The organism is Oceanisphaera sp. W20_SRM_FM3, assembly GCF_052119705.1.
Lineage (GTDB): Bacteria > Pseudomonadota > Gammaproteobacteria > Enterobacterales > Aeromonadaceae > Oceanimonas.
In genome coordinates, this window is sequence record NZ_JBGQOP010000020.1 from 16,385 (window position 1) to 38,509 (window position 22,125).

Genomic DNA, 22,125 nt, shown 5'->3' on the forward strand with positions numbered 1-22,125 from the left:
TTATCGGCGCTGGCTAATGGTCAGTCTTCTGTGCCTGAGTGGGCAGATTGGCGCCCTTGAACTGAACCCGCAAGAAACGGCTGGTAAACAGTTGTTCCTGCACGGTACTGGCGCGGGAGACAGTATCATTCAGGCCCGAGTCGGGGCGGCGAGCACGCTATTGCCAGCGTCAGTCATGCCTTGTGCCAGTTGCCATGGCGCAGACGGGCGGGGCCGACCGGAGGGGGGCGTGCGGCCCCCGTCTATTCTCTGGCGGCGTTTGACCTTGTCCTATGGTGCTCGCCTAAGCCATGGCCGCACTCGGCCACCTTATGATGAGCAAACGTTCGCTCGTGCAGTGAGCGAAGGGCGAGACTCGGCAGGTAAGCAATTGGATCCGTCCATGCCGAGATTTGTGATGTCACAACGTGATATGAACAATTTGACCGCTTATCTGAAACGCTTGGAAGAAGACGATGATTTAGGACTTGAAGATGAACAACTGCGGATCGGCAGTTTGCTTCCTCTGACAGGAAGCTTTGCAGAAATGGGCACCACAGTGGCGGCTGTGCTTGAAGAGGTACTGGCGCGGATTAATGACAATGGTGGTATTCATGGTCGTCGGCTGGAGCTGATTACCATGGATCTCGGTGCCACCCAAGTGAGTGCCAAAGCGGCCTTAGATGAGTTGCAGCAGCAGGGACCATTTTTTGCCTTGCTCGCACCACTGGCGCTGACTTTGGACGAGGAGTTGGCAGAATGGGCAGCGGCGATGGGCATTCCCCTCATAGGGCCACTTGGCCCGCAGGTGGCGTACCAGCAAAATGCCATGGTCTTTCATCCCTTGGCAGGCTTGCGTGACCAATTACTTACCTTGGGCGAATTTGCCGGCTACATGCTGCCCGCCAATGGACGCAGCGCCTTCATTGCTTATTCGGATGTCCCTTACCAACGCGAGCTAGCTGAGTCTTTGGCAGACAAGCTGCACCGCTCTGGTTGGCCTGAGGTACAGTTGTTGGATGGCCGCCAACAGCAAGAGATAGTCGGCATTACGGCGCTCCCCACTGCGACCACCAACCAGGCGTTATTTTTTATTGGCACCTCGGCAGACTTTGTTAATTTGGCCGCGCTATGGCATGAGTCAGGGCTAGCCCCTTATCTGTTTGCCGCTTCGACTCAGGTCGCCGGTGACGTCTTTAATCTACCGGCATCTTTCTCCGAGCAGGTGTTTCTTGCTTATCCTTTTTTACCCAGTGATTGGAGCCCCGCGGGGGCTGCTGAGCTGGCTGCGATTCGACAAAAGCGCCAACTCAGTGGCCGAACTACCACACTGCAGGTACAGGCTTATTGTGCTGCTGTGTTACTGGGTGAAGGCCTTAAGCGTGCAGGTCGTGATGCCAGCCGAAAAAAATTGGTAGCGGCACTGGAAGCGCTTCATGGTTTTAATACAGGCTTGAGTCCGGCGTTGAATTTTGGACCCGGTAAACGAGTCGGTGCTGCCGGCGCTCATGTGGTGACGGTAGACCTTGAACAACGGCGTTTTCGGCCGGTCGGGCCTTATCTGCGTATAGAGGACTCGCTATGAAGAACATTAAAAGAGGCTTATTGATCCTCTGGTGTTGTGCACAAGTTGGCTCCGTATGGGCTCAGGCGGTGGGCGTGGCTGCTAAGGTGAACGGGGTCGAGATCAGCAATTTTCGACTCGAGCGTCATTTTGCCGATTATTTGTTGGCTCAGGGGCGCAGTGTGGGCGCCATTCGCAGTCCGAATGTGTATAAGCGGCTCAAGACAGAGGCGCTGGAGCAGCTGATCGATAAGGAGCTATTGTGGCAGGAAGCACAAAAACGTGGCCTTAACGTGGATCCGGCGCGGGTGCAGACCGCGTTGAAAAAATTAAAAGCCGCCTTTGGCAGCCCGGAGAATTTTGCTCGACGGCTAGCGCAAGAGGGATTTGACGAAGCAAGTTATACGGATTATTTAGGGCAGGAGCTGGCGGCCATGATGATGCTGGAGGCGCTTACTCCTGTGTCTGCGCCACTAGCCGCAGAAGTGGATCGGCTTTATCAGCTGAACATGAAACAGTTTGAACGCCCAGAGCAAATACAGGCCAGACACATATTGCTCAACGTCAGCTCTGCGTCGGATAAGGAGTCTGTAGCCGAGGTGCGTCAGCAGATCATCGGCCTGCAACAGCAATTAAATCAAGGTGCCGACTTTGCCGCGTTGGCGCGCCGTTATTCACAAGACAGCACGGCGCAGCAGGGCGGTCTGCTGGATAACTTTCAACGCGGTGACATGGTTCCGTCATTTGAAACGGCGGCCTTTGCTTTGCTACCCGGAGCCGTCAGCGAGCCGATACTGACCCAGTATGGTTGGCATTTGATCAAACTCGAACAACGCCACCCTGCGGTGTCCATGCCCGAGCAAGAAGCCAAGGCGCTGATCAAACGCCAGCTGGCTACCGAGCAAGTCACCCAAGCGCGTGCCGAGGCCCTCACGCGGTTGCGCTCTGATAGTGAGCTTGTTGTCTTGTCCCGTTGATAGTGAATTAATTCCCCAGTATTGGGGAATTCCCCCTTAGCTTCCCCGACTTTTCCTCACTTTTGGGGAAACGCTTGCCATATCTTATCAAAACCTCGGCTATTGCTATGAAATAGCGGCCCAGCTAACTATTTTTTCTGGCCTGAAGTATGCATGTTCATGTTTGCAGGTGTGATCTTCTAACAGGAAAAGATCCCATACAAATAGGAATTCTCCTTTATGAATAACAAAGTGTTGATCGTCGAGGATGAGCTTATTTTTGGACAGAACCTCCAGCTTTATCTTGAGGCACAGCAGTTTGATATTCGAATTGCCAGAGACGGAGCCTGTGCTATTAACTTGGTACAGGAACATTTTACGCCTGACATTATCGTACTCGACTTTCGTTTACCCGATATGTGCGGATTGCAGGTATTAGATCAAATTGGTTCATGTTGGCAGGGGCAGTGTGTGCTAATGACTGGCAACCCGAGCAGTGAAGTGAGTGAGCTGGCGGCTCAGCACGGTATAAAACACCTGTTATTTAAACCCTTTCCGTTAGCGGAGCTGATGCGTTCAATTCGAACTTTGATCAATAGCAGCCAGCAGGGACAGGCCGCTCAGTCAGATCTAGCACCAGAACGTAGACGTCATCAGAACGAGCACTTTCCATTACAGATGTATGACGGCACTTGGATACAGGTTGATAGACGTCAGTCTCAACAAGATGAGCGTTTAGATGTAAGCCGCCAGCAACAGGAGTTATTTAAGAATAATTGCCGAACAAAGATGTGAGGTACGGTCATGGATAGACGGTCTTTAATGATGGGACATGAATTAGATAATTTTACCGCCTCGACGGCCGGCATCATGTCTCGTCTCGATGCCGGGTTATTAAGTCAGGCCCGAGTATTGTCAGATGCCAGTGGGCGCCGGCTCTTGGTGGAGCTAGAAGAATTAGCCGAGCTCACGGGCGATGAATTTACCCAGCGCTTGGGTAAAACACTGCATTATTCGGTGCTGGATGGCGAATGCTTGTTTTCATGCTCACCTTGTTTCGAGCGCGTGCCACTGGCACAAGCGCTCAAGCGAGAGTTTGTCATGATCCAGCTGGAAGAGCAGCGCGTGGGAGTGTTTGCCGATCCGTTCGATGATGTAGGCCTAGCTTGGATTGACACTTGCCTAGACGGGGCTCCTTTGTATCTGGTTCACAGAGAAGCGCTGGTTGCTTATCTCGCTCGCCACGAAGAGACGTATCAAGCGGTTGATACCTTACATACCGAGACTGAGCTTGCTGATCACAGCGACAGTTTATTGGAAAACTTATCGCTGACCAGTATTAGCGAAGATCCCAGTTTGGTGGTCAAGCTGGTTAACTCCACTCTCTATGATGCGCTGAAAATACACGCCAGTGATATTCATATTGGCATGACAGGCCAAGGGCTGGTCATTAAATATCGTATCGATGGGGTGTTGAATAACATCAACCGAGTGCAAGGTAATGACATTGCGGAACAGGTTATCTCCCGCGTTAAGGTTATGGCCGAATTAGATATTGGCGAAAAACGAGTGCCTCAAGATGGCCGTTTCAAGATTGCCATCAAAGGCCGACAGGTTGACTTTCGCGTCTCTATTATGCCGAGCATTTTTGGTGAAGACGCTGTGTTGCGGGTGCTCGATAAACAGGAACTGGCGGACAAGTCACAGGGCGTTCGCCTTGAGTCTTTAGGTTTTGAAGAAACTACCCTGCGGCATCTGCGACGGTTGGCAGCCGAACCCTATGGCATGGTGCTGGTAACAGGCCCCACCGGCAGCGGAAAAACCACCACTCTTTACGCTATGTTGACTGAGATTAATCATGGTGTAGATAAGATCATCACCATCGAAGATCCGGTCGAATATCAATTGTCTGGCGTGTTGCAAATTCCGGTTAATGAGAAAAAAGGCCTGACCTTCGCGCGTGGGTTGCGCTCTATTTTGCGCCACGATCCAGACAAGATCATGGTCGGCGAAATTCGTGATCCCGATACCGCGCAAATCGCCGTGCAGTCCGCACTGACCGGCCACTTGGTGTTTACCACCATTCATGCCAACAATGTGTTTGACGTCATTGGCCGTTTTACTCAGATGGCCGTGGATCCCTATAGCTTTGTGTCTGCTCTGAATGCGGTACTCGCGCAACGCCTGCTGCGTTTGGTGTGCCCCTCTTGCGCCGCTCCAGTGATGCCAAGCGATGACGAGCTGCAGGCTTCAGGCTTGGATCGAGCCAAGGTCGAGCACTTTCATTTCGTGCAAGGGGCGGGTTGCGGCCATTGCCGTGGTACCGGTTATTACGGCCGCACTGCCATCGCCGAACTACTGCAATTAGATGATGAGCTACGCCAGCTGATTATTGATCGCAAACCGATAGCCGAGCTCAAAGAACTTGCCTGCCGCCGTGGCCTGCACTTGTTGCGCAGTTCGGCATTGGCGCTGGTGCGTGAGGGGCGAACCACTCTGGAGGAGATCAACCGTGTCACTTTTGTCGACTGAACGTTATATCGCCATCTTGGGGGCTGACGGTGTGGGTCTGTGCCGGCGCTCTAAGGATGGCCTAGAGTGGTTGGGCCGAGTGAATAGCAAAGAAGGAGAGCGCTCGAACTGGCCCGCGGCCACAGCGGCGCTGACGGACTTATTGGGGATGGTGTCAAGTCAGCGCCAAAGTGAGCTTTGCATACTGGTTTCCAATCATTTTATCCGTTACTGCCTGCTGCCTTGGAGCGAGCACATAGCTTCGCCTCGGGAGTTGGAGAGTTATGCTCGTATCTGTTTTGAAGAAATCTATGGCTCCTTAGGCAACGAGTGGCACTTTCGTTTTTCCCCCCAAGCCCGCGGCCAAGCGCGGTTATCTGCGGCAATGCCAGCGGCGCTGATTGCCAATTTGCAGCAGATCGCGAGTGAAAGAGGGTGGCGACTAAGGTCGATACAGCCTTATCTGATGAGTGCATTCAACCACTTTGCCAAAACACTGCCCAAGCAGGATTTCTTATTTATTCTCGCCGAACCGCAACGCAGTACCTTGTTGCTGGCGCTGGGAGGGCACTGGGTCCATGTGCGTTCGCTGTCGAGTCTTGATTCCGATCAGGCGCTGGCGACCCTGATTGCGCGAGAAACTGAGTTGCAAAAACTCGAGGGCATGTCGGCGGCCCCCGTGTATTTACATGCCCCAGACCGATTCAAGGCGCCACCCGCCCCCGTTTGTGGAATCCCTATCTATCCTCTTGGCTGGCCATTATCAGAGGCCAGTGAGGATCACCTCTATACCATGGCCATGGCGGTAGTCTGAGATGCGTACACTCGAACTCGATTTTCATTCCAAACCCCAAGCGAGCCCGCTGGGTTGGAGTCTGCTGGTGCTGGGTACACTCGCCGTTATGGTGGGTCTGTTCTATCAATGGCAGTTAACTGTGGCCACCGCCGAGCAGCAAAAGCAATTGGCGAGGGTTGAGCAGGCATTACCGGGGACTAACTTGGTCAACGGCGTTGGCACTGTTGGCCTAAGTGTGATTCAGGAGACAGAACTGAAAGAAATTCGTCGTGTTTCTGAGCAGATGAACCGTCCTTGGGAAGGATTGTTTACTATGCTTGAAAAGGCTTCACGTGAGAACGTATCTCTGTTGCTGCTGGCGCCGGATGCGCACAAACGGCAATTGCGGATCTCGGCGGAATCTCGTGATCTGCCGGCTATGCTGGCCTTTCACCGTCAGCTGGAACAAAGCGATGAGCTCAGCGATGTTTCTCTGCTCAGTCACGAGATAGTCAAGAGCGTTGCCGAGCAACCAATCCGATTTAATCTACTGGCGACCTGGGAGGTGAATCATGAATATCCCTAAGTTGATCCTGCAAGAGCAGTGGCAACGATTAGGTCGGCCAGGCTGGCTGGGTAGTCTCTTGTTACTGTTGACACTCGCTTACTCTGCCTTGGTGTTATTGCCACAGTGGCAACATCTAGCAGGGCTTGAACGACGTACCACTCAGGCCGTTGAATACCGTTTGCGACTGGATCAAGGATTAGATATAGCAGTGGCGGCGCCTGGGCAACAAGTGGATGATTTCTATCAAACTCTGCCCGCGCAGTTGGATGCCACGGCGGCTATCGACCGCATCTACGCGCTTGCCAAGCAAGAGCGCATTGCTCTGTCTCGTGGTGAATATGCACTGGGAGTGGATCCTAAAACCCAGTTGGCACGCTACCAGATAGTGTTGCCGGTGAGTGGCAGCTACCCTCAGCTGCGGCGCTTTCTCCATGGCTTATTGGCCGAATTGCCTGCTGTGGTATTGGAAGAAGTGGAGTTTAGGCGTAAGCAGATTGCCGACTCTCAACTCGAGGGCCGAATTCGCATGACGCTCTATTTGTCGAGGTTGTGATGCATAACCGCAAACGGCTGTATTGGATAATTTTTTTGAGTGTGGCCGGCGTGGTGGCCATTATTCCCGAGTATTTTCTTACGGATGAAACGGATACAACGACAGTATCATCCGCAGATTTATCAATGACTAAGCAAGGGCCATTGGCCGCATTGCGTTCAGGCTCTGAGTCGACAAAGAGCAGCAAACCAAGTGCTGCCATCTCTAACAACCGGGCGGTCAATGCCGATCTGTTTGCCGCACATAGTTGGTATGTGGCACCAAAGCGAGCACCTGTCGCCCTGGTCCCCGTCTCTTTACCACCACCACCGGCCAAGCCCATGACTCCGCCTTTACCTTTTCGCTTTATTGGCAAACTGGATGACAGCCAAAAAATACGCGTTTTCTTACAACAAGGAGAAAAAGTGCATGTTGTTAGTCAGGGGGATGTGATTGACGGTACTTACCGAGTAGACGGGGTCACCGATGATGGGATGACATTGCTCTATTTGCCTTTGCAAGTGACTCAGTCTCTGAGTGTGGGGAGCAAACCATGATAGTAAGCGCCAAGGTTAATGACGACGGAATGACGTTAGCCGGCATGCTGTTATCGACTGTGATAGCAGTGGCTGGTGACAAGGTGTGGGTGGAGAAGTTACTGGTGGGGTCTTCGTGGCGTTACTGGCTAGTGATGGCGCCCATGCTGGTTTTGCTGGCTGCCTGTGCGGGCTCGGCTGGACACGAAGGAGTGGCCTTAATTGAATCTGGTCGCTACGAAGATGGGCTGGCGATGCTGGAGAAAAGTGCCGCTGGTGCACCTCGGGACACGGGCTTGCAGCTCACGCTGGCTACCCAGCGAAAAAAAGTATTAACCACGTTATTAAGTCAGGCTGATATGGCGCTGCAGGAGCGAAACTTCAGCGCGGCGCGGCTGGGTTACCAACGAGTATTGAATCTTGACTCCTATAACGCTCGAGCCGAAGAAGGGCTACGCCAGTTGGATCAGATGCATTACATCGTCGATATGCTGCGCAACGGGCAAACGGCACTTAGGCGAGGTGATGTGAGTGGTGCCGAGCAGCAGGTGCGGGCTATTTTCGCGCTGGATCCTAAACATGAAGGTGCACAGCAATTACAGCGCAATATTGAGACCATAAGAGCGCGCACCTATGCGCCTTATCCCCAGTTGCGATCACGTTTAAATCGCCCGGTTACGCTGGAGTTCAGAGACGCTAATCTTAATGTGATTTTTGAGGTGCTGGCCAGTACGGCGGGCATGAATTTTATCTTTGATAAAGATATCAGACCGGATATCAAGGCCTCGATCTTTGTGCGTCAAGTGAGTATCGAAGATGCCGTTGCCCTGTTATTACAACAGAATCAGTTGCATCAGAAGGTGGTCAACGATAACACCATTCTTATTTACCCTGACTCGCCACAAAAACTGAAAGATTACCAAGAACTGGTAATGCGCACTTTTTATCTGACCAGTACCGATGCTAACTCGGCACTCAATTTAATCAAGACCATGCTTAAAACTCGTGATGTTTTTATCGATGAGCGGCTCAACACACTGACCATGCGAGATTCGCAAGAGGCGGTGCGAATGGCCGAAATGCTGTTGCTAGCACAAGATCAGGCAAGTCCTGAAGTGGTGCTGGAGCTGGAAGTGATGGAGATCTCCCAGCAGCGCATTCTGGATCTGGGGCTGCAATGGCCTAATACCTTTGGTGTACTCAATGCTGATGGCTCAGATATCAGGATTTTGGATCAGTTGCGCGGTATAGATGCGGGACGCATTAGTATCTCACCTTCTCCTGAGTTAAAGATTAATGCGCAGGATAAAGACGTGAACACCTTGGCCAGTCCGGTGATCCGTGTCACTAACAAAGAACAGGCCAAGATCCATATCGGTCAGCGCGTACCCATTGTCAGTGCCACCTCTACCCCCTCCACACAGGGCCCTGTCATCACCGAAAGTATCACCTATCTAGATGTGGGTCTGAAATTAGACGTGCAGCCGACTATTTACCTTAACGATGAGGTGGGCATAAAAATATCTCTGGAAGTGAGTAATGCCACGCCGCTGCGGCCCACCAATTCAGGAACCATTCCGGTGCAGATAGACACGCGCAATGCGACCACTACTTTGCGACTACGCGATGGTGAAACTCAACTGCTGGCCGGTTTGATGCGCAATGATCATTCTTCCAGCGGTAATAAGGTGCCAGGTCTTGGCGATGTACCAGGTTTGGGGCGCCTGTTTGGCAGTAACCAAGATATCGTTGGCAAGTCTGAACTGGTGTTGTCGATTACGCCGCGCATCGTGCGTAACTTGCCATACCGCAGCCCTAGCGATATGGAGTTTGCGAGCGGTACCGAAAGCCATTTTCAGCTGCAGCCCGTGGTGGTACCGGCCTCTTTCAGTGAAACAGAATAGTGTTCGCCGGCATGTGAGGAGGCGTTATGTCACAGGGAGAGAGGGGTTTTTCACTGATCGAAATGGTGATTACCATGGCACTGGTCGCTTTGATTGCCAGCATGGCGTTACCTATGACAGAAACTGTGATCCGTCGTGGCCACGAGCAGGAGTTGAGAACGGCTTTATATCAACTGCGTGATGCCATTGATGCCTACAAGATGGCGGCAACTGCGGGGTATATCCAAACGGCGGCGAACGAAAGTGGTTATCCGCCTTCTCTGCAAATATTGGTTGAAGGCGTGCGCGATGTGCGGGATGTCAAAGGTGGGAAAATCTATTTTTTACGACGCATACCGCGAGATCCTTTTGCCGATCAGCAGCGAGCCGCGATCGAACACTGGGGGCTGCGTGCCTATGATAGCCCAGCAGAAGATCCCAGATCGGGAGAGGATGTGTTCGATGTTTATTCGTTGGCTCGAGGGCAAGGGCTCAATGGTGTTCCTTATCAGGCATGGTGACTTATGAAACGAAGCCGAGGTTTTACCCTAATCGAGCTGCTGGTGGTGATGGGCATTATCGCCATGCTGCTGACGGTGGCAGGGCCACGCTATTTCACCAGTCTGGAAAAGGCGAAGGAAACGACGCTCCGTCAGAGCTTATCTGTGATGCGCGAGGCGCTGGATCAATATTATGGTGATACGGGCCGTTATCCGGATTCTTTAGCGCAATTGGTCGAGCAGCGTTACCTGCGCAAGTTACCGCAGGATCCCATCATAGAGCGCAGTGATTTGTGGGTCATAGTCCCCCCGCCAGAAGGCGATGGGGTGTGGGATATTAAAAGTGGCGCCCCGGGCCAAGCTCGGGATGGAAGTCAGTATGCACAATGGTAACGGCATCGGCGCACAACAAGGATTTACCTATATAGGGGTGCTATTTCTGGTGGTGTTAATGGGCTTGGCACTGGCGGGAACGGGGCAGCTCTGGTCACTGGGTAGTCAGCGCGCCAAGGAGCGGGAATTGCTCTGGGTGGGCACTCAGTATGCGCAGGCGTTACGTAGCTATTACCGTAGCTCGCCGGGTGTTGCTCTTTACCCACAACGGTTGGAAGACTTGCTGGAGGATCCTCGATTTCCCCAAGTTTACCGCCACTTGCGTCGTCTCTATCCGGATCCCATGACCGGCAGCCACGACTGGGGATTGATTTTATCTGTCGATGGCCGTATTGCCGGCGTATATAGCCGCCTACAGAGCAAGCCGTTAATGCAGGCTCATTTTCCTGCTCAATGGAGTGAGTTTGAGGGGATGAGCAGCTATCGGGATTGGCAATTTGTAGCGGAAAAATCGTTTTTAACATATTGAAATACCGCCACGCGGTTGTGCAATGGAATGTCAATTGAGGATGAGGGAAGCGAGATGAGACATCAGGCGTACAGCAATTCAGAGGCTTTCGGCGAACAGGGGGGGGCCATCGACATTGGGGCCGAGTGCAGGGATAAAGAAAAATGCGTCAGACAAAAAGGAAGCCGAACGCTGCTTATGGGCGTCATGCTGTTATTACTGTCGAGTGCGGTTAGCGCGAACGAAGACGAGATGATGGGCTTTGTCGTCGATAACAGTATTTCTCGCGTCGGGCATGAATTTTATCGTTATTTTACTGAGCGTTTACGGGATACGAGCCAGATGGACTTCAATCTGGTGGTGCGCGAGCGACCTTCGGCACGTTGGGGAAGCTTGGTGTGGGTTGAGTATGAAGGGCGCACGCTTTATCGTAATTTTCTTGCCCCTAATACGGCAGAGTTGCAGGCGGTTGCCCATTTAGCTGCGGATCAAGTACGTGAAGAAGTGGCGCGGCAGAAGCTGGAAAATCTGTTTCAGGATACATTCGATTTAGAGAGGGATGAATTATGAAGACCAGAATGACGTCTACTCCGGTTTGTCTGTGGCTGGTTGCCAGTTGCTTTACTGTCACCCTACAGGCCAGCGAATTGGTTTACACCCCCATAAATCCGACCTTTGGCGGTAATCCATTAAACGGTTCTTTTTTACTGGGTAATGCTCAAGCCCAAAATAAGTACAAAGATCCCGAATTAGAAGACAGACTGAAAAATAATACGCCGACGGCGCTGGAGCGCTTCACCTCTCAGTTGGAGTCCCGTTTGTTGTCGCAGTTATTAACCAATATTCAGAATGGCGAAACCGGCAGCCTGACCACGGATGCGTTTATTATCAACCTCCAGGATAATGACGGTGTCTTGACCATTGTCATTACCGACAGGTTAACCGGCGAAGTGTCGGAAATTATCGTTGACAATTTTTAAGTCTACAGACTGTTCAAGACCCCACAAGGATGTCGAGCCCATGAACAAATTAATTATGCTGACACTCGTATCAGTGGCGTTATCCGGATGTGCATTGCGTGAGACTATGCCCGCTGAAATAGAGCCGGAAATGCCGACACTGACGCCCAGAGCGTCGACCTATTATGATTTATTGGCACTCCCTAAACCTAAGGGGCGATTAGTCGCCGCTGTTTATGGTTTTCGTGATCAGACCGGCCAGTATAAACCCACTCCGGCCAGTTCTTTTTCGACCAGTGTGACTCAGGGGGCAGCCAGTATGCTCATGGATGCGCTACACGCCAGTGGCTGGTTTCACGTGCTGGAGCGAGAGGGATTGCAGAACGTGCTGACTGAACGCAAAATTATCCGCGCTTCGCAAAGTAAACCCAATACGCCGGTGAATATTTTAGATGACTTGCCCCCCTTACAAGCCGCTAATTTACTGCTGGAAGGCGGTATTATTGCCTACGACACCAACGTGCGCAGTGGTGGAGAGGGCGCGGCCTATCTGGGTATTAGCCTCTCTCATGAATATCGAGTCGATCAGGTGACGGTTAATTTACGGGCGGTCGATGTGCGCAGTGGTCGGGTGCTGGCCAATGTGATGACCAGTAAAACCATATATTCGGTCGGTCGCCAAGCCGGCGTGTTTAAATTTATCGAGTTTAAAGAACTACTGGAAGCCGAAGTAGGTTACACCACCAATGAGCCGGCGCAACTCTGTGTGTTGTCGGCGATTGAAGCGGCAGTGGCTCATCTGGTGGCTCAGGGGATAGAGCAACGATTGTGGCAAGTAGGTGATACAAGTAACTTTGATCAGTCATCGTTACCCAAATACCTAAGCGAGATGCCAAAGAGTCCCGCAAGTATCTAATAGCATTATTTTATCGAGATAATGGCCAAGCTAGCAGTAGAGAGAAACTGCGGCTTGGCTTACTTCCATTCGATGATACGAACTTCAGGTGTCTGCTCTACCTCATCCAGCCACCACTGCAGGCTAGTTTCAATTTTGCTCGGCGTCGGTGCCACTATCTGATTGTTAACGGGACATGTCGGCTCGGTTAGAGCCGTTAGTTGACCGCTTTGTCTGGTGCGGCTTTGCCCAGCAGGGCTGTATGACTGCAGCTCTAGGTCGAAACGCACCTGCTGACCTGTGCCTTCAAAACATAAGCTGACTTGCGCTTGATTGGGGCCAAGCCGCTGGATATATAATTGGGGGCTGGGTGGCTCGCTGCCAGTCAAGAGGGCGGTGGAGAGCAAGATGGCTAACATGGTTTTTACCTCCGGTAATAAACTCTGCATAAAAAATAACGCCGCCCTTTGGGCGGCGCTAATTAAATCTTTGCTTAGTTTTGGTTGCTGGTTGCCACGTTACCGCTGCCGTATTGGGTAATATAGGCGGTTTGGCTGTAGCCAGACTGGGTGATATAGGCTTGGTTGCCGGAGCCGCCCTGAACGGTGGATGCGTAGTTGTCACTGTTAGATTGAGTGATCTGGGATAGATTATTATCGCCATATTGCTGTTCAACCCAAGCGATATTACCGCTACCCGATTGAGCCAGATCGACGCTATTATCGGTGCCGACGCTGTAACCCGATGCAAGGTTTCCGCCATCTTCTTGCTTGGCAGTCAGCGTGTTGCCTGTGCCATTCTGGTTGAAATACAGCTCGTTATAACTGCCGGTTTGGCTGAGATTAATTTTGTTATTCACCCCGTTTTGATTCAGGCTGGCAGTCTGGTTATTACCAAACTGGCCTCCCTCCTTGGCATCATACTCGGTACCAGCATAAAGCTCATTACCCGTGCCGTTCGAGGTAATGGTCAGGTTATGGCTCACCCCCTCTTGTTGAATAGCACTGAAGTTAAGACTGCCGTTTTGACTGACGTAAGCATTCATTCCAGCCGCATCGTATTGTTCAACCAGTGCGGCGTTGCTATCGCCACTTTGCCAGACGGTGGCTAGGTTGTTCTCGCCGCTAATTTGGTCGACGATGGCTTCGTTATACATGCCGGCTTGGTTGATATAGGAGGCACTGTTCAGCTGCTCCCACTGCCAGGTTTCAGCGTAGTTGCCGGCACCTGACTGCAATACATTGGCGCTGTTATCTACGCCGTCGAATTGTTCAACATAGGCATCGTTCAATTCGCCAGCTTGTTGCACATTGATGCTGCTATTTTCGAAAACTTGGTATGTCGCCGCCCGGTTTTCATCACCACTTTGATATATGTAAGCCTTGCTGTTATCGGTCGTCTCCTGATAAATGGAGGTGTCGTTCTTATTGCCATATTGCTCAGTGGTGGCATAACTGTTCACCTGAGCCTCTTGCCAGTTCCGAGACTTATTACCGTTACCACCCTGAGCCTGATAAGACGAGCCCGTATCGCTGGCGCTCTGTATACTAAGAGCGTCGTTTAGCGCTCCTGACTGATTTTGCGATGAGCTGCTGCTCATGTCGTCTTGTTGTTCGACACTCGCATAGTTAATGGTGCCGCTTTGCACCTGATTCGCACTACTGAGACTGGCCATGCTCTGATTGACATTGGCGATGTTGCCATCACCATATTGGTTTTGGTTGGATGTGCTGTCGTCGGCGAGCACTTGCACGCTAAGCAGCGTCATTATGGCAGCCGCGACAGGGGTGATCTTAAGTTGGCTTATCTTCAACATGGTATTACCTCCAAAGAATATTTTCGCGCCCATCACAAATGAACGCAGTGACTACTACTGGTACTGGTGAACCTGTATATGCTGGTTATTGCCGTATTGGGTGATACTGCTGCGCAGTCCCACTCCAAACTGTTCGATACGGGCGCCGTTGTTGATACCCGCTTGTATTATCACTGCTTGGTTATCTGAACCCGCTTGTGAAATTAGGGCTGAATTGCCATACCCAGACTGATCGATGATTGCCATGTGGTTCCCTCCTTGTTGCAAGATATAGGCTTCCTGATCAGTGCCTACCTGAACTATGCTCCCCAGCAGAGATTGGCCCGACTGGTTTAGCTGCGCTAAATTATTTTGACCAACTTGGTGTATTGCCAGCTGTGCCGTGGTCGTGTCGTTGAACTCGAACTCTGCTGGCGTGAGTAAGTGGGGCTGTGCAGCCAAATCAAAATTGTCCATCAAATCAGCCGCCTGCGACTGAACGCTGCCCAAGCAGAGCCAAAGAGCAAGCGCAATCTTGGTGTAGTAATGCAGCCAATTTGACAGTCGTAGCATGATGTCAGCTCCTTCTGATTTTTCTTCCTAACTACTTTCCTAGTAGTAAGACCTGCCTCTGCTACCTTGCAAAGGCAGGGTAAAACTATCTGACGTTCACCGGGATCGTGGTGACGGTCCCGAAGGCCGATCTGATGGTGGCGGTGGGGTTAGCGGTCAGTACCACGTCGGTTGTCCGAGTGACCAACCGCCAGCTGCCAGCCTGAGTTGGTGTCGCCGTGCCCAAAATGACAGGGCCATTGGTAGTCGATACCTCGACGGTAATGGTATTACCGGTTGCCAGTGATGTTTGGCCTTGAAGACTCCAAGTGAGCCTGTTAAGCCTTCCTCTGGCCTCTGCCTCTGTCACTGTCAGCGTTTCAGCGGTATTCGGTATTGGCGACACCGAGACGGAAACTGTGGCTGGGATAGAACGCGCGCCCAACGAGTCTTGCGCCTGATAGGTGAAGCTGGCGCTAAACGCGCTGGTAACCGAGGTTGGAGGGATATAAGACACTGTAGTGCCGTCGGTAGACACAGTGCCCTGACCCGTGGTTGGCTGTGTCAGGTTGACCACAGTTAGCGGCGTATTGCCCTCTGGATCGCTGTCATTGGCGAGTACGGCTATGGTCAGCGGAATGCCAAGCGTTGCGGCATTGTCATTAACTGCTATGGGGGCTTGGTTTGCACCCACAGTGACAGTGACGGTTGCCGGCTCAGAGAGGCCGCCGCGGCTATCTTGCGCCCGATAGGTAAAGGTCGCGACTAAGGGCGCGTTATTGGTGGTGGTGGGCGGTGTATAGACCACGGAAGTACTGCCATTCAGCGCGACACTGCCTTGTCCGACGGCGGGTTGAGTCAGTTGCACTACGCTGAGCGGGGTATCACCGTCTGGATCGCTGTCGTTAGCCAGCAGCTGCAATGTTAGCGGTACGCCCATAGTGGTAGTACCGCTGTCTGGCTGAGCCAGAGGTAATTGATTGTCGGGCGTAGCAGGAGCGCTACCCGTAACAGTCACTATCTCTGTATCCCTGCCGCCTGCGGCGGATTGAACCGTGATGCTGGCAGGAGGCTGGCTCAGATCAGATATGATCAATGTCTGCAGGTTAGAAGATTTGCTCAACCTACCGAAGCCGGTGGCCACCAGATCCGGTACCTGAATTTCATCGCTGGATGTCGCCTCTATACGCAGTGTGTGGTCGTCCCATGAATAGGTAGCGCTATTGATTTTGACGATATCAATCAATCCACTGGACAGCGAGCTGGGTTGCGTTGCTCCGGTGGGGTTGCTGGCGGTTACCACGATTAAGTTGGGCAGCTCTGTCGCATGAGGGTGTTGCACGAAGAAGCGGCCGTTGTTGTCCGATATAAGATCGGTCTGACAGGGTGACGTGCCACCCACCAGCGCCAGGGTCTCGCGAAAGCACACCTCAGCATCGGTTGCCGAGCTGGCAAAAACTTCGATTCGTGTCTGTACTGCGGTACGTTGGTAGCTGGCGCGTTCGATGGCCAGCGGAGTCGATGGGCTGGAATCACGCACTTTGCCGGCAAGGGTGAATTGATTGTTTTCTATTATCCCCGCCGGCCCCTCGATGCGTACAAAGTTGGTATTAAAGGGGCTGCCAGTAACCAGCTCGGTCAGGTTGGGATTGCCGATAAAAGTTTCTACTACTCCGGTTTCCGGATTGGTCGCGGTGTAGGGGGCATTCTGACTTTGCAGGAAGGGGCCTATGTCTCCTGCGAGCGCGCCAGTGAAGTCGCCTGGCGTACCAATACCTATATCACGGGTTATATTGATAGCGCGTCGCCCAGGAGTGGTGACTTCGACGGTCTCGACACCATAAGGATGAGTGACTGTGTAGGTACCCGCCACTGGCACCGAGGCGCGGATACGAATACGGGCAAAGCCCACCTGATCGCCTGCGCTAGGGGTTTCTGTAGCGAAGGCCGCTTCCAGAGCGGCGACATACACCTCTAGCTCATAGCCGGGGACTGCGGCTTCGGGGATGGAGGTCTCGGCCAGAAACCAGAACAGCTCGCCGGGCCAGTTGCCTGGAAAAACGAGAGGGTCGGCATCGTTAAATACTCCAGGTTCGGGAATTAAGGTACACATGTAGGCGCCGGCAGCCCCCCCGCTAACGGCTTTAGATCTGCACAGCTCAAGTTGCAAATCGTTATCGTCCTGATACCAGAGCGGAAAACCGCCGGAGTTAGGCGTGTAGGGACCAGGGTCAACCGCCGACAGCTCGGCCTGGGCCGGACCGGCGGTGGCGACGAGCAGCCCTAGGGGAGTGATGATGTATTTTGTCCATTTGTTCATGATGCCTCCTGGCTCACTGGATGCTTAGGGCTGAATAATGACTTCTTCGAGATCACTGCCGCCATGTTCCGACTCCACCCTGATTTGTGCAGGGGGAATGGGCGTGATGTTGGTCGACAGAGACTTGATCGATCCGGATCCTGTGAGGGTGCCGATAGTGTCTCCGTTGCTGGTGACGGTCAGTGTCGGTGAGGTTGTTTCGTCGGTGCTGCTGGCCGTGATGGTGATCATGCTGTTAGCTAGGCTGTACTCGGCGCTGTGGATCTGCACCAGATCGACTAAGGGCGTAGTGACTGTGGTTGCCGTACTGTTGGGGATGGCAAGCTGGTTGTCGACAGTCAGGCTCAGAGTTGCGGGCAGGGTGGGATTGGTGCTCGATTGTCCGTACCAGTTGCCGGTGGTGTTGGCTTCGGTCATCTCTAGGCTTAGGTTGGATGAATCCGTAAAGCTGGCGCTAGCCGGCGGTGGTGGGGCTTGCAAAAACACATCTTGCTGGGCAACCACACCGTTATCCCCGTTCTTGCGGGAGTAGGTGGCGCGTTCGACCAAGGCGGGTGTGGCTAGAGCAACGGTAGACAGCTTGCCTGTTACGGCGAACAGCTTGGTGCTTAAGTCGATGCCCCCTGGGCCTTGAATGCGAATGAAGTTGGTATTGAAGGGGCTGCCAGTGACTTCTTCCAGCAGATTGGGATCACCGATAAAGCTTTCCACTAGGCCGGTGTCTGGGTTGGTTTCGCTATAGGGCCCGTTTACGCTGCGCAGAAATGGTCCCACATCACCGGTCAGGGCTCCGTTATAGGTTTTGGGAGTGCCAATGCCGATATCGCGGGTCATGTTAATGGCCCTTCCACCCGCTACATCAACCTCGAAAACTTCAACGCCATAAGGGTGGGTGACTATGTAAGTACCTGCGGTGGGCACATCGACCCGAATACGAATACGGGCAAAGCTGACTTGATCCCCTTCAACCACTTCCTCGGCGGCGAAGGCGGCTTCTAGGGCCGAAATGTAGGTCAAATCGATACCCGAGGCGGCATCCACTATGCTGGCATCACCGGTAAACCAGAAGGCTTCGCCCGGAAAGTTAGTGGGAAAATTGACCGCTTGAGTAGTATCGAAACCCGGCTCGGGTAGCAGGCCACACATATAGGAGGGCGCGCCCGCAGCCCCCGGGGCGCGCGAGCTAATTGCCTTGGACAGGCACAGGTCGAGTACCCGACCGTGTGTATCTTGATACCAAGCGGCAAAGCCTCCGTTTACCTGCAGATAAGGCCCAGGGTCTACATCATTAAGTGCCGCCTGCGCCGACTGGCTTGCCACCATCATAAGTAGCAGCGAGGTAGCCGTATTCACTTTAATGTTCAGCATTTGTTATTCCTCCGAGCATAAATGGCGCCCCTCATCCTTGTGTCTGGCTCAACCGCAAAGAGGCTTCAAGCATAAGGAGCAATATTCATACCACTCTTGTTTTTTGGCGAAAACGGTGCTGGAACTGGGTATTTCCGCTAGTCGGTATGTATTTACGTCAACTAAATTTGGGGAAATATGCCCAAGTTCGGGGAATGGGTGGGCTTTTTGGGGTATTTGGTGGGAAAAGGGGAAACGTCTAAAATATCGCGGCATAGAGTCTTGCTGGCCTTGATTTAATCAGCGATGTGTTTAGCAACGTCTGCTTAAAAAGTGCTACATGCACACCTTTTACAGTGCTATGTTCACAATAAAATAGACGGCTGCCGGACACACCTTACTCTTACTTTATGAGTGAAATTCTGAATGTGGCAGTGAGCGATAACCGTTAAAGATGCAGCGACCAATATCCACCTGACTGTAGCCAGCAGTGTGCTCGTCTTGAGTGTTATTTTTTATAACCCAGCTAGGCCTTTTTTCAAGTAGGTATATATCTACGTTTAATACCGGATAACCTCAGCGACTTTCACCGAGCAAGCACGTCGAGGTCACGTTTTAGCTGACATATTCTGCCAGTAAAAAATAGTGTCAACAGCTAGGGGCAGAGCAACGAATATGTCATCATATGGTCATATTGTTGCTAACGACAGGGAAGGCGAGCTACATATAGCAGCGTAAAACCATTCAACTTGAGTACTGACTGTGATGATTTCTAATTTAATTAAAGCCGTTGTGCTAGCCAGCTCATTTTTGGCCGGATACGGTCATGCAGCAACTACGCCCGTACCCTCACCAGCGAAAAAAGACACAGCTCAGCAAGTGCTTGCCGCAGGCAGTGCGTTAGTCGTAGATTTGGAAACAGATGAAGTTCTCTATGCTAGCAATGAGAATTTTGTGGCCCCCATTGCCTCTGTGACCAAGTTAATGACGGCTATGGTTGCCATTGATGCGCAGCAGTCTCTCGATGAAAAACTGCCTATTATCATTAGTGATACGACCGAGATGCAGGGTGTGTTTTCGCGGGTGCGCCTCGGTAGCGAGCTTAGTCGCCGTGATTTATTGCAGATCATGTTAATGGCTTCGGAAAACCGCGCTGCCGCCAGTTTAGCGCACCATTATCGTGGCGGGCATGCGGCTTTTATTCAAGCCATGAATAACAAGGCGCAAGCTCTGGGTATGCAGCATAGCGCCTTTGCTGAACCGACGGGATTATCCGAAAATAACGTGTCCAGCGCCCATGATTTAGTGTTGCTGATCAAAGCGGCTCGTGACTACCCGCTGATCCGCCTGTTCAGTACCACGGATGAGAAAACCATCGCCTTTACTAAACCCAATTACACCCTTGGTTTTCGTAATACTAACGCCTTGGTGCGCAAAGATAATTGGCATATTCAGCTAAGTAAAACCGGTTTTACCAATAGTGCAGGGCATTGCTTGGTGATGAGCACCGAAATGAATCAACGGCCAGTGGCGTTTGTGGTGCTGGATGCCTTTGGTAAATATACTCACATGGCCGATGCCAATCGTCTAAAAAGATGGTTAGAAACCGGCACGGTAACACCCGTACCGGCAGCGGCACTGGACTACAAAAAAGCCAAGCAGCAGGAGCGCCAAAAACAGGCTTTAGTCCGTCAGTAACCTGTACTCGCTGCTTATCAGCAGGGTATTAGCTGTTATCTATGATCACCTTGAGTGCTTGCTCTTTTGCAGCATTGCCAAATACTTCATAGGCGCGCATCAGCTCATTAAAGGGGAATCTGTGGGTGATAAGCTCGGCGGGCTTTAATTTACCCGACTGCACGTTTTTCAGCAGCATGGCGGTGGTGTTAGTGTTTACTAAGCCGGTGGTGAGGGTAATGTTTTTAATCCACAGCTCTTGCAACTGCAAATCCACACTACTGCCATGTACACCTATGTTTGCTATGTGGCCGCCTGGGCGGACCACGCTCTGGCAGAGATCAAAGGTCTCCGGTACGCCGACGGCTTCCATCACCACATCGACCCCGTCTTTGGTCATGGCCTGCAGCTCTGCCACCGCATCTTGAGTGGCACTGTTTATGATATGAGTGGCGCCAAAAGTTTTAGCCATAGCGAGGCGTGAGTCGTCAACGTCCACCATGATAAGCTGAGCCGGTGAAAAGAACTGTGCCGTTAATAGGGCTGCCATACCTATCGGTCCGGCCCCTATAATAGCGACCGTATCACCGGGTTTGACCGCGCCATAGATCACGCCTATTTCAAAGCCGGTAGGCAAAATATCACTCAGCATTACCAGCGCTTCTTCATCGGTACTCTCAGGGACATGATACAGGCTGTTATCCGCATGCGGGATGCGGACATATTCAGCCTGAGTACCATCAATTAAATGACCTAAAATCCAACCGCCATCTTCACAATGAGCGTAAAGTTGTTTTTTACAGTAATCACATTTACCACAGGCGCTTATGCAGGAGATCAGTACGCTATCGCCTTTCTTAAAACGGGTAACGCCAGTGCCAACCTCAGCTACGATACCTACACCTTCGTGACCAAGAACTCTACCTTTAGTGACTGTCGGCACATCCCCTTTTAAAATATGCAGGTCGGTGCCGCAAATCGTGGTTTTCACGATTTTTACAATGGCATCTGTGGGGTGTAACACTTTTGGGGTAACGACTGTGGTCAGTGATTTAACACCTGGGCCGCCATACACCAAAGCCTGCATTTTTTCTGGCATCGTCATGATAATCCCTCGTTACATCCTTATTTCAAGCTATCGAACAGGCGCACTTAGTCATCAGATTATGCGCGCCCTGCGTATGCTCTAACACTAGTCACTATCCTATAACATGCAATCAGACTCATTTTTAACAGTGATAACATTTTTAACTGTGATAACTGTGCTTGTCGGTGCCCCCTCAGCGATACGGCTGCTGACTATGTTGAAGCATTTATTGTGTCCATTTTTGCCTGTTCTGTATCTTTAGTCGTTGTTCGAGATAAGGGTGTTCTCTTGGCTCCTATTATTTTGCTTAAATAACCAACATCTGAGTATCTAGGCTTAATCAGTAAGTATTTTGATTTAAAATTACTTCAACGTTTTAATTTAATTAGCTATTTTTTATATTGCTTGTATTAAACGGTTGTTCGTTTGCAAGCTGTGCCAACTGGACTAGCCTTAATAAGCGGTATAAAAATTACGCATTATAAATTGTACACAACCGATGCGTATCTTCGATTGTGTCGTTAAGGAGATTATTATGTTAGCCAGAGAAAAGAGCTGTATTCTACAAAAAGGCGCTGACTTTAACGTTAATGTTAGGGTTCACCCTTGCTGCACTATTGAGATTGAAATTCCCGAGCAGAGTCAGTACTTGAGCCCAAGCCTAGAGCAGTTGCAGTTTAAGCTGTGTAACCAAGGCATGATGTTAGTGGTTGATCAAGACGACGCAGAAAATGAACTGCATCAAGAACTGCTTTTGTCGCGTGAAGATGCGATGGAGTTGTGCAAAATGATTAACGAAGTCGTTGAGGAGCATGAAGAATTAATGTCGAACCTGTAAATAATTATGG

At 51.6% G+C, this 22,125-nt stretch carries 23 protein-coding genes; 17 read left to right on the top strand and 6 right to left on the bottom strand.

Features of this window, described 5'->3' with window-relative positions; genetic code table 11:
• Positions 1-16 precede the first annotated feature (16 nt).
• The 15 genes from ACEN2G_RS10900 to ACEN2G_RS10970 all read left to right on the top strand — a co-directional run bounded on the left by ACEN2G_RS10900 (position 17) and on the right by ACEN2G_RS10970 (position 12,520).
• Positions 17-1,564, top strand: a complete 1,548-nt coding sequence (locus tag ACEN2G_RS10900) for an ABC transporter substrate-binding protein (protein WP_442021514.1) — start codon at positions 17-19, stop codon at positions 1,562-1,564.
• On the top strand, positions 1,561-2,520 hold the full coding sequence (locus ACEN2G_RS10905) for a peptidylprolyl isomerase (protein WP_442021515.1): 960 nt from the start codon (positions 1,561-1,563) through the stop codon (positions 2,518-2,520). Before ACEN2G_RS10900 ends, ACEN2G_RS10905 begins: the two co-directional genes overlap by 4 nt.
• Positions 2,521-2,739: 219 nt before the next feature.
• Complete coding sequence (locus tag ACEN2G_RS10910) at positions 2,740-3,294, top strand: response regulator (protein ID WP_442021516.1); 555 nt, start codon at positions 2,740-2,742, stop codon at positions 3,292-3,294.
• 9 nt (positions 3,295-3,303) lie between these two features.
• Positions 3,304-5,031: a GspE/PulE family protein gene (locus tag ACEN2G_RS10915; RefSeq protein WP_442021517.1), complete on the top strand. Its 1,728-nt coding sequence runs from the start codon at positions 3,304-3,306 to the stop codon at positions 5,029-5,031.
• Positions 5,012-5,824: a hypothetical protein gene (locus tag ACEN2G_RS10920; RefSeq protein WP_442021518.1), complete on the top strand. Its 813-nt coding sequence runs from the start codon at positions 5,012-5,014 to the stop codon at positions 5,822-5,824. The genes ACEN2G_RS10915 and ACEN2G_RS10920 overlap by 20 nt, the downstream gene beginning before the upstream one ends.
• Before the next feature lies 1 nt (position 5,825).
• The gene (locus ACEN2G_RS10925) at positions 5,826-6,371 is read left to right on the top strand and encodes a hypothetical protein (RefSeq protein WP_442021519.1); all 546 of its coding nucleotides are present in this window, start codon (positions 5,826-5,828) and stop codon (positions 6,369-6,371) included.
• Positions 6,358-6,906 (top strand): GspMb/PilO family protein, encoded by a 549-nt coding sequence (locus ACEN2G_RS10930; protein WP_442021520.1) that lies wholly within the window; start codon positions 6,358-6,360, stop codon positions 6,904-6,906. Before ACEN2G_RS10925 ends, ACEN2G_RS10930 begins: the two co-directional genes overlap by 14 nt.
• Positions 6,906-7,442 (top strand): hypothetical protein, encoded by a 537-nt coding sequence (locus ACEN2G_RS10935; protein WP_442021521.1) that lies wholly within the window; start codon positions 6,906-6,908, stop codon positions 7,440-7,442. The genes ACEN2G_RS10930 and ACEN2G_RS10935 overlap by 1 nt, the downstream gene beginning before the upstream one ends.
• On the top strand, positions 7,439-9,325 hold the full coding sequence (locus ACEN2G_RS10940; protein ID WP_442021522.1) for a secretin N-terminal domain-containing protein: 1,887 nt from the start codon (positions 7,439-7,441) through the stop codon (positions 9,323-9,325). The genes ACEN2G_RS10935 and ACEN2G_RS10940 overlap by 4 nt, the downstream gene beginning before the upstream one ends.
• A gap of 26 nt (positions 9,326-9,351) precedes the next feature.
• Complete coding sequence (locus tag ACEN2G_RS10945; protein ID WP_442021523.1) at positions 9,352-9,825, top strand: type II secretion system protein; 474 nt, start codon at positions 9,352-9,354, stop codon at positions 9,823-9,825.
• Positions 9,826-9,828: 3 nt separating this feature from the next.
• Complete coding sequence (locus ACEN2G_RS10950; RefSeq protein ID WP_442021524.1) at positions 9,829-10,197, top strand: type II secretion system protein; 369 nt, start codon at positions 9,829-9,831, stop codon at positions 10,195-10,197.
• The gene (locus ACEN2G_RS10955; RefSeq protein WP_442021525.1) at positions 10,184-10,666 is read left to right on the top strand and encodes a type II secretion system protein; all 483 of its coding nucleotides are present in this window, start codon (positions 10,184-10,186) and stop codon (positions 10,664-10,666) included. The genes ACEN2G_RS10950 and ACEN2G_RS10955 overlap by 14 nt, the downstream gene beginning before the upstream one ends.
• Positions 10,667-10,843: 177 nt before the next feature.
• Positions 10,844-11,215, top strand: a complete 372-nt coding sequence (gene csgE / locus ACEN2G_RS10960) for a curli production assembly/transport protein CsgE (RefSeq protein ID WP_442021526.1) — start codon at positions 10,844-10,846, stop codon at positions 11,213-11,215.
• A complete protein-coding gene (locus ACEN2G_RS10965; RefSeq protein WP_442021527.1) occupies positions 11,212-11,625 on the top strand; it encodes a curli assembly protein CsgF in 414 nt (137 codons plus the stop codon). Before csgE ends, ACEN2G_RS10965 begins: the two co-directional genes overlap by 4 nt.
• Positions 11,626-11,665: 40 nt before the next feature.
• Complete coding sequence (locus ACEN2G_RS10970) at positions 11,666-12,520, top strand: CsgG/HfaB family protein (protein WP_442021528.1); 855 nt, start codon at positions 11,666-11,668, stop codon at positions 12,518-12,520.
• A 59-nt stretch (positions 12,521-12,579) separates the two neighbouring features.
• Here ACEN2G_RS10970 and ACEN2G_RS10975 read toward each other — a convergent pair whose 3' ends face one another.
• From ACEN2G_RS10975 to ACEN2G_RS10995, 5 genes are all read right to left on the bottom strand, one after another.
• Positions 12,580-12,948, bottom strand: a complete 369-nt coding sequence (locus ACEN2G_RS10975) for a hypothetical protein (protein ID WP_442021529.1) — start codon at positions 12,946-12,948, stop codon at positions 12,580-12,582.
• A gap of 44 nt (positions 12,949-12,992) precedes the next feature.
• Positions 12,993-14,315 carry a hypothetical protein gene (locus tag ACEN2G_RS10980; RefSeq protein ID WP_442021530.1) on the bottom strand — a complete coding sequence of 441 codons (1,323 nt, stop codon included), beginning with the start codon at positions 14,313-14,315 and terminating at the stop codon, positions 12,993-12,995.
• Between the two features lie 54 nt (positions 14,316-14,369).
• Entirely contained in the window at positions 14,370-14,867 is a 498-nt protein-coding gene (locus tag ACEN2G_RS10985; RefSeq protein ID WP_442021531.1) for a hypothetical protein, read from the bottom strand.
• 85 nt (positions 14,868-14,952) lie between these two features.
• A complete protein-coding gene (locus ACEN2G_RS10990; protein ID WP_442021532.1) occupies positions 14,953-17,166 on the bottom strand; it encodes an Ig-like domain-containing protein in 2,214 nt (737 codons plus the stop codon).
• 24 nt (positions 17,167-17,190) lie between these two features.
• Positions 17,191-18,534: a hypothetical protein gene (locus ACEN2G_RS10995; RefSeq protein ID WP_442021533.1), complete on the bottom strand. Its 1,344-nt coding sequence runs from the start codon at positions 18,532-18,534 to the stop codon at positions 17,191-17,193.
• Between the two features lie 744 nt (positions 18,535-19,278).
• On the opposite strand from ACEN2G_RS10995, the gene pbpG reads away from it, so the two are divergent.
• On the top strand, positions 19,279-20,211 hold the full coding sequence (gene pbpG, locus ACEN2G_RS11000; protein WP_442021552.1) for a D-alanyl-D-alanine endopeptidase: 933 nt from the start codon (positions 19,279-19,281) through the stop codon (positions 20,209-20,211).
• 28 nt (positions 20,212-20,239) lie between these two features.
• Here pbpG and ACEN2G_RS11005 read toward each other — a convergent pair whose 3' ends face one another.
• Positions 20,240-21,295, bottom strand: coding sequence for a zinc-dependent alcohol dehydrogenase family protein (locus tag ACEN2G_RS11005; RefSeq protein WP_442021534.1), 1,056 nt, complete (start codon positions 21,293-21,295; stop codon positions 20,240-20,242).
• Positions 21,296-21,812: 517 nt separating this feature from the next.
• On the opposite strand from ACEN2G_RS11005, the gene ACEN2G_RS11010 reads away from it, so the two are divergent.
• A complete protein-coding gene (locus ACEN2G_RS11010) occupies positions 21,813-22,115 on the top strand; it encodes a hypothetical protein (protein WP_442021535.1) in 303 nt (100 codons plus the stop codon).
• Positions 22,116-22,125 lie beyond the last annotated feature (10 nt).

Bases quoted from the DNA above. Each gene is read 5' to 3' on its own strand.
- ACEN2G_RS10900 (WP_442021514.1), top strand. From the start codon at position 17: ATGGTCAGTCTTCTGTGCCTGAGTGGGCAGATTGGCGCCCTTGAACTG.
- ACEN2G_RS10905 (WP_442021515.1), top strand. From the start codon at position 1,561: ATGAAGAACATTAAAAGAGGCTTATTGATCCTCTGGTGTTGTGCACAA.
- ACEN2G_RS10965 (WP_442021527.1), top strand. From the start codon at position 11,212: ATGAAGACCAGAATGACGTCTACTCCGGTTTGTCTGTGGCTGGTTGCC.
- ACEN2G_RS10955 (WP_442021525.1), top strand. From the start codon at position 10,184: ATGCACAATGGTAACGGCATCGGCGCACAACAAGGATTTACCTATATA.
- ACEN2G_RS10980 (WP_442021530.1), bottom strand. From the start codon at position 14,315: ATGTTGAAGATAAGCCAACTTAAGATCACCCCTGTCGCGGCTGCCATA.
- ACEN2G_RS11010 (WP_442021535.1), top strand. From the start codon at position 21,813: ATGTTAGCCAGAGAAAAGAGCTGTATTCTACAAAAAGGCGCTGACTTT.
- ACEN2G_RS10915 (WP_442021517.1), top strand. From the start codon at position 3,304: ATGGATAGACGGTCTTTAATGATGGGACATGAATTAGATAATTTTACC.
- ACEN2G_RS10935 (WP_442021521.1), top strand. From the start codon at position 6,906: ATGCATAACCGCAAACGGCTGTATTGGATAATTTTTTTGAGTGTGGCC.
- ACEN2G_RS10925 (WP_442021519.1), top strand. From the start codon at position 5,826: ATGCGTACACTCGAACTCGATTTTCATTCCAAACCCCAAGCGAGCCCG.
- ACEN2G_RS10970 (WP_442021528.1), top strand. From the start codon at position 11,666: ATGAACAAATTAATTATGCTGACACTCGTATCAGTGGCGTTATCCGGA.
- ACEN2G_RS10930 (WP_442021520.1), top strand. From the start codon at position 6,358: ATGAATATCCCTAAGTTGATCCTGCAAGAGCAGTGGCAACGATTAGGT.
- ACEN2G_RS10985 (WP_442021531.1), bottom strand. From the start codon at position 14,867: ATGCTACGACTGTCAAATTGGCTGCATTACTACACCAAGATTGCGCTT.
- ACEN2G_RS10995 (WP_442021533.1), bottom strand. From the start codon at position 18,534: ATGCTGAACATTAAAGTGAATACGGCTACCTCGCTGCTACTTATGATG.
- ACEN2G_RS11005 (WP_442021534.1), bottom strand. From the start codon at position 21,295: ATGACGATGCCAGAAAAAATGCAGGCTTTGGTGTATGGCGGCCCAGGT.
- ACEN2G_RS10975 (WP_442021529.1), bottom strand. From the start codon at position 12,948: ATGCAGAGTTTATTACCGGAGGTAAAAACCATGTTAGCCATCTTGCTC.
- ACEN2G_RS10990 (WP_442021532.1), bottom strand. From the start codon at position 17,166: ATGAACAAATGGACAAAATACATCATCACTCCCCTAGGGCTGCTCGTC.
- ACEN2G_RS10910 (WP_442021516.1), top strand. From the start codon at position 2,740: ATGAATAACAAAGTGTTGATCGTCGAGGATGAGCTTATTTTTGGACAG.
- ACEN2G_RS10940 (WP_442021522.1), top strand. From the start codon at position 7,439: ATGATAGTAAGCGCCAAGGTTAATGACGACGGAATGACGTTAGCCGGC.
- ACEN2G_RS10945 (WP_442021523.1), top strand. From the start codon at position 9,352: ATGTCACAGGGAGAGAGGGGTTTTTCACTGATCGAAATGGTGATTACC.
- ACEN2G_RS10950 (WP_442021524.1), top strand. From the start codon at position 9,829: ATGAAACGAAGCCGAGGTTTTACCCTAATCGAGCTGCTGGTGGTGATG.
- pbpG (WP_442021552.1), top strand. From the start codon at position 19,279: ATGATTTCTAATTTAATTAAAGCCGTTGTGCTAGCCAGCTCATTTTTG.
- csgE (WP_442021526.1), top strand. From the start codon at position 10,844: ATGGGCGTCATGCTGTTATTACTGTCGAGTGCGGTTAGCGCGAACGAA.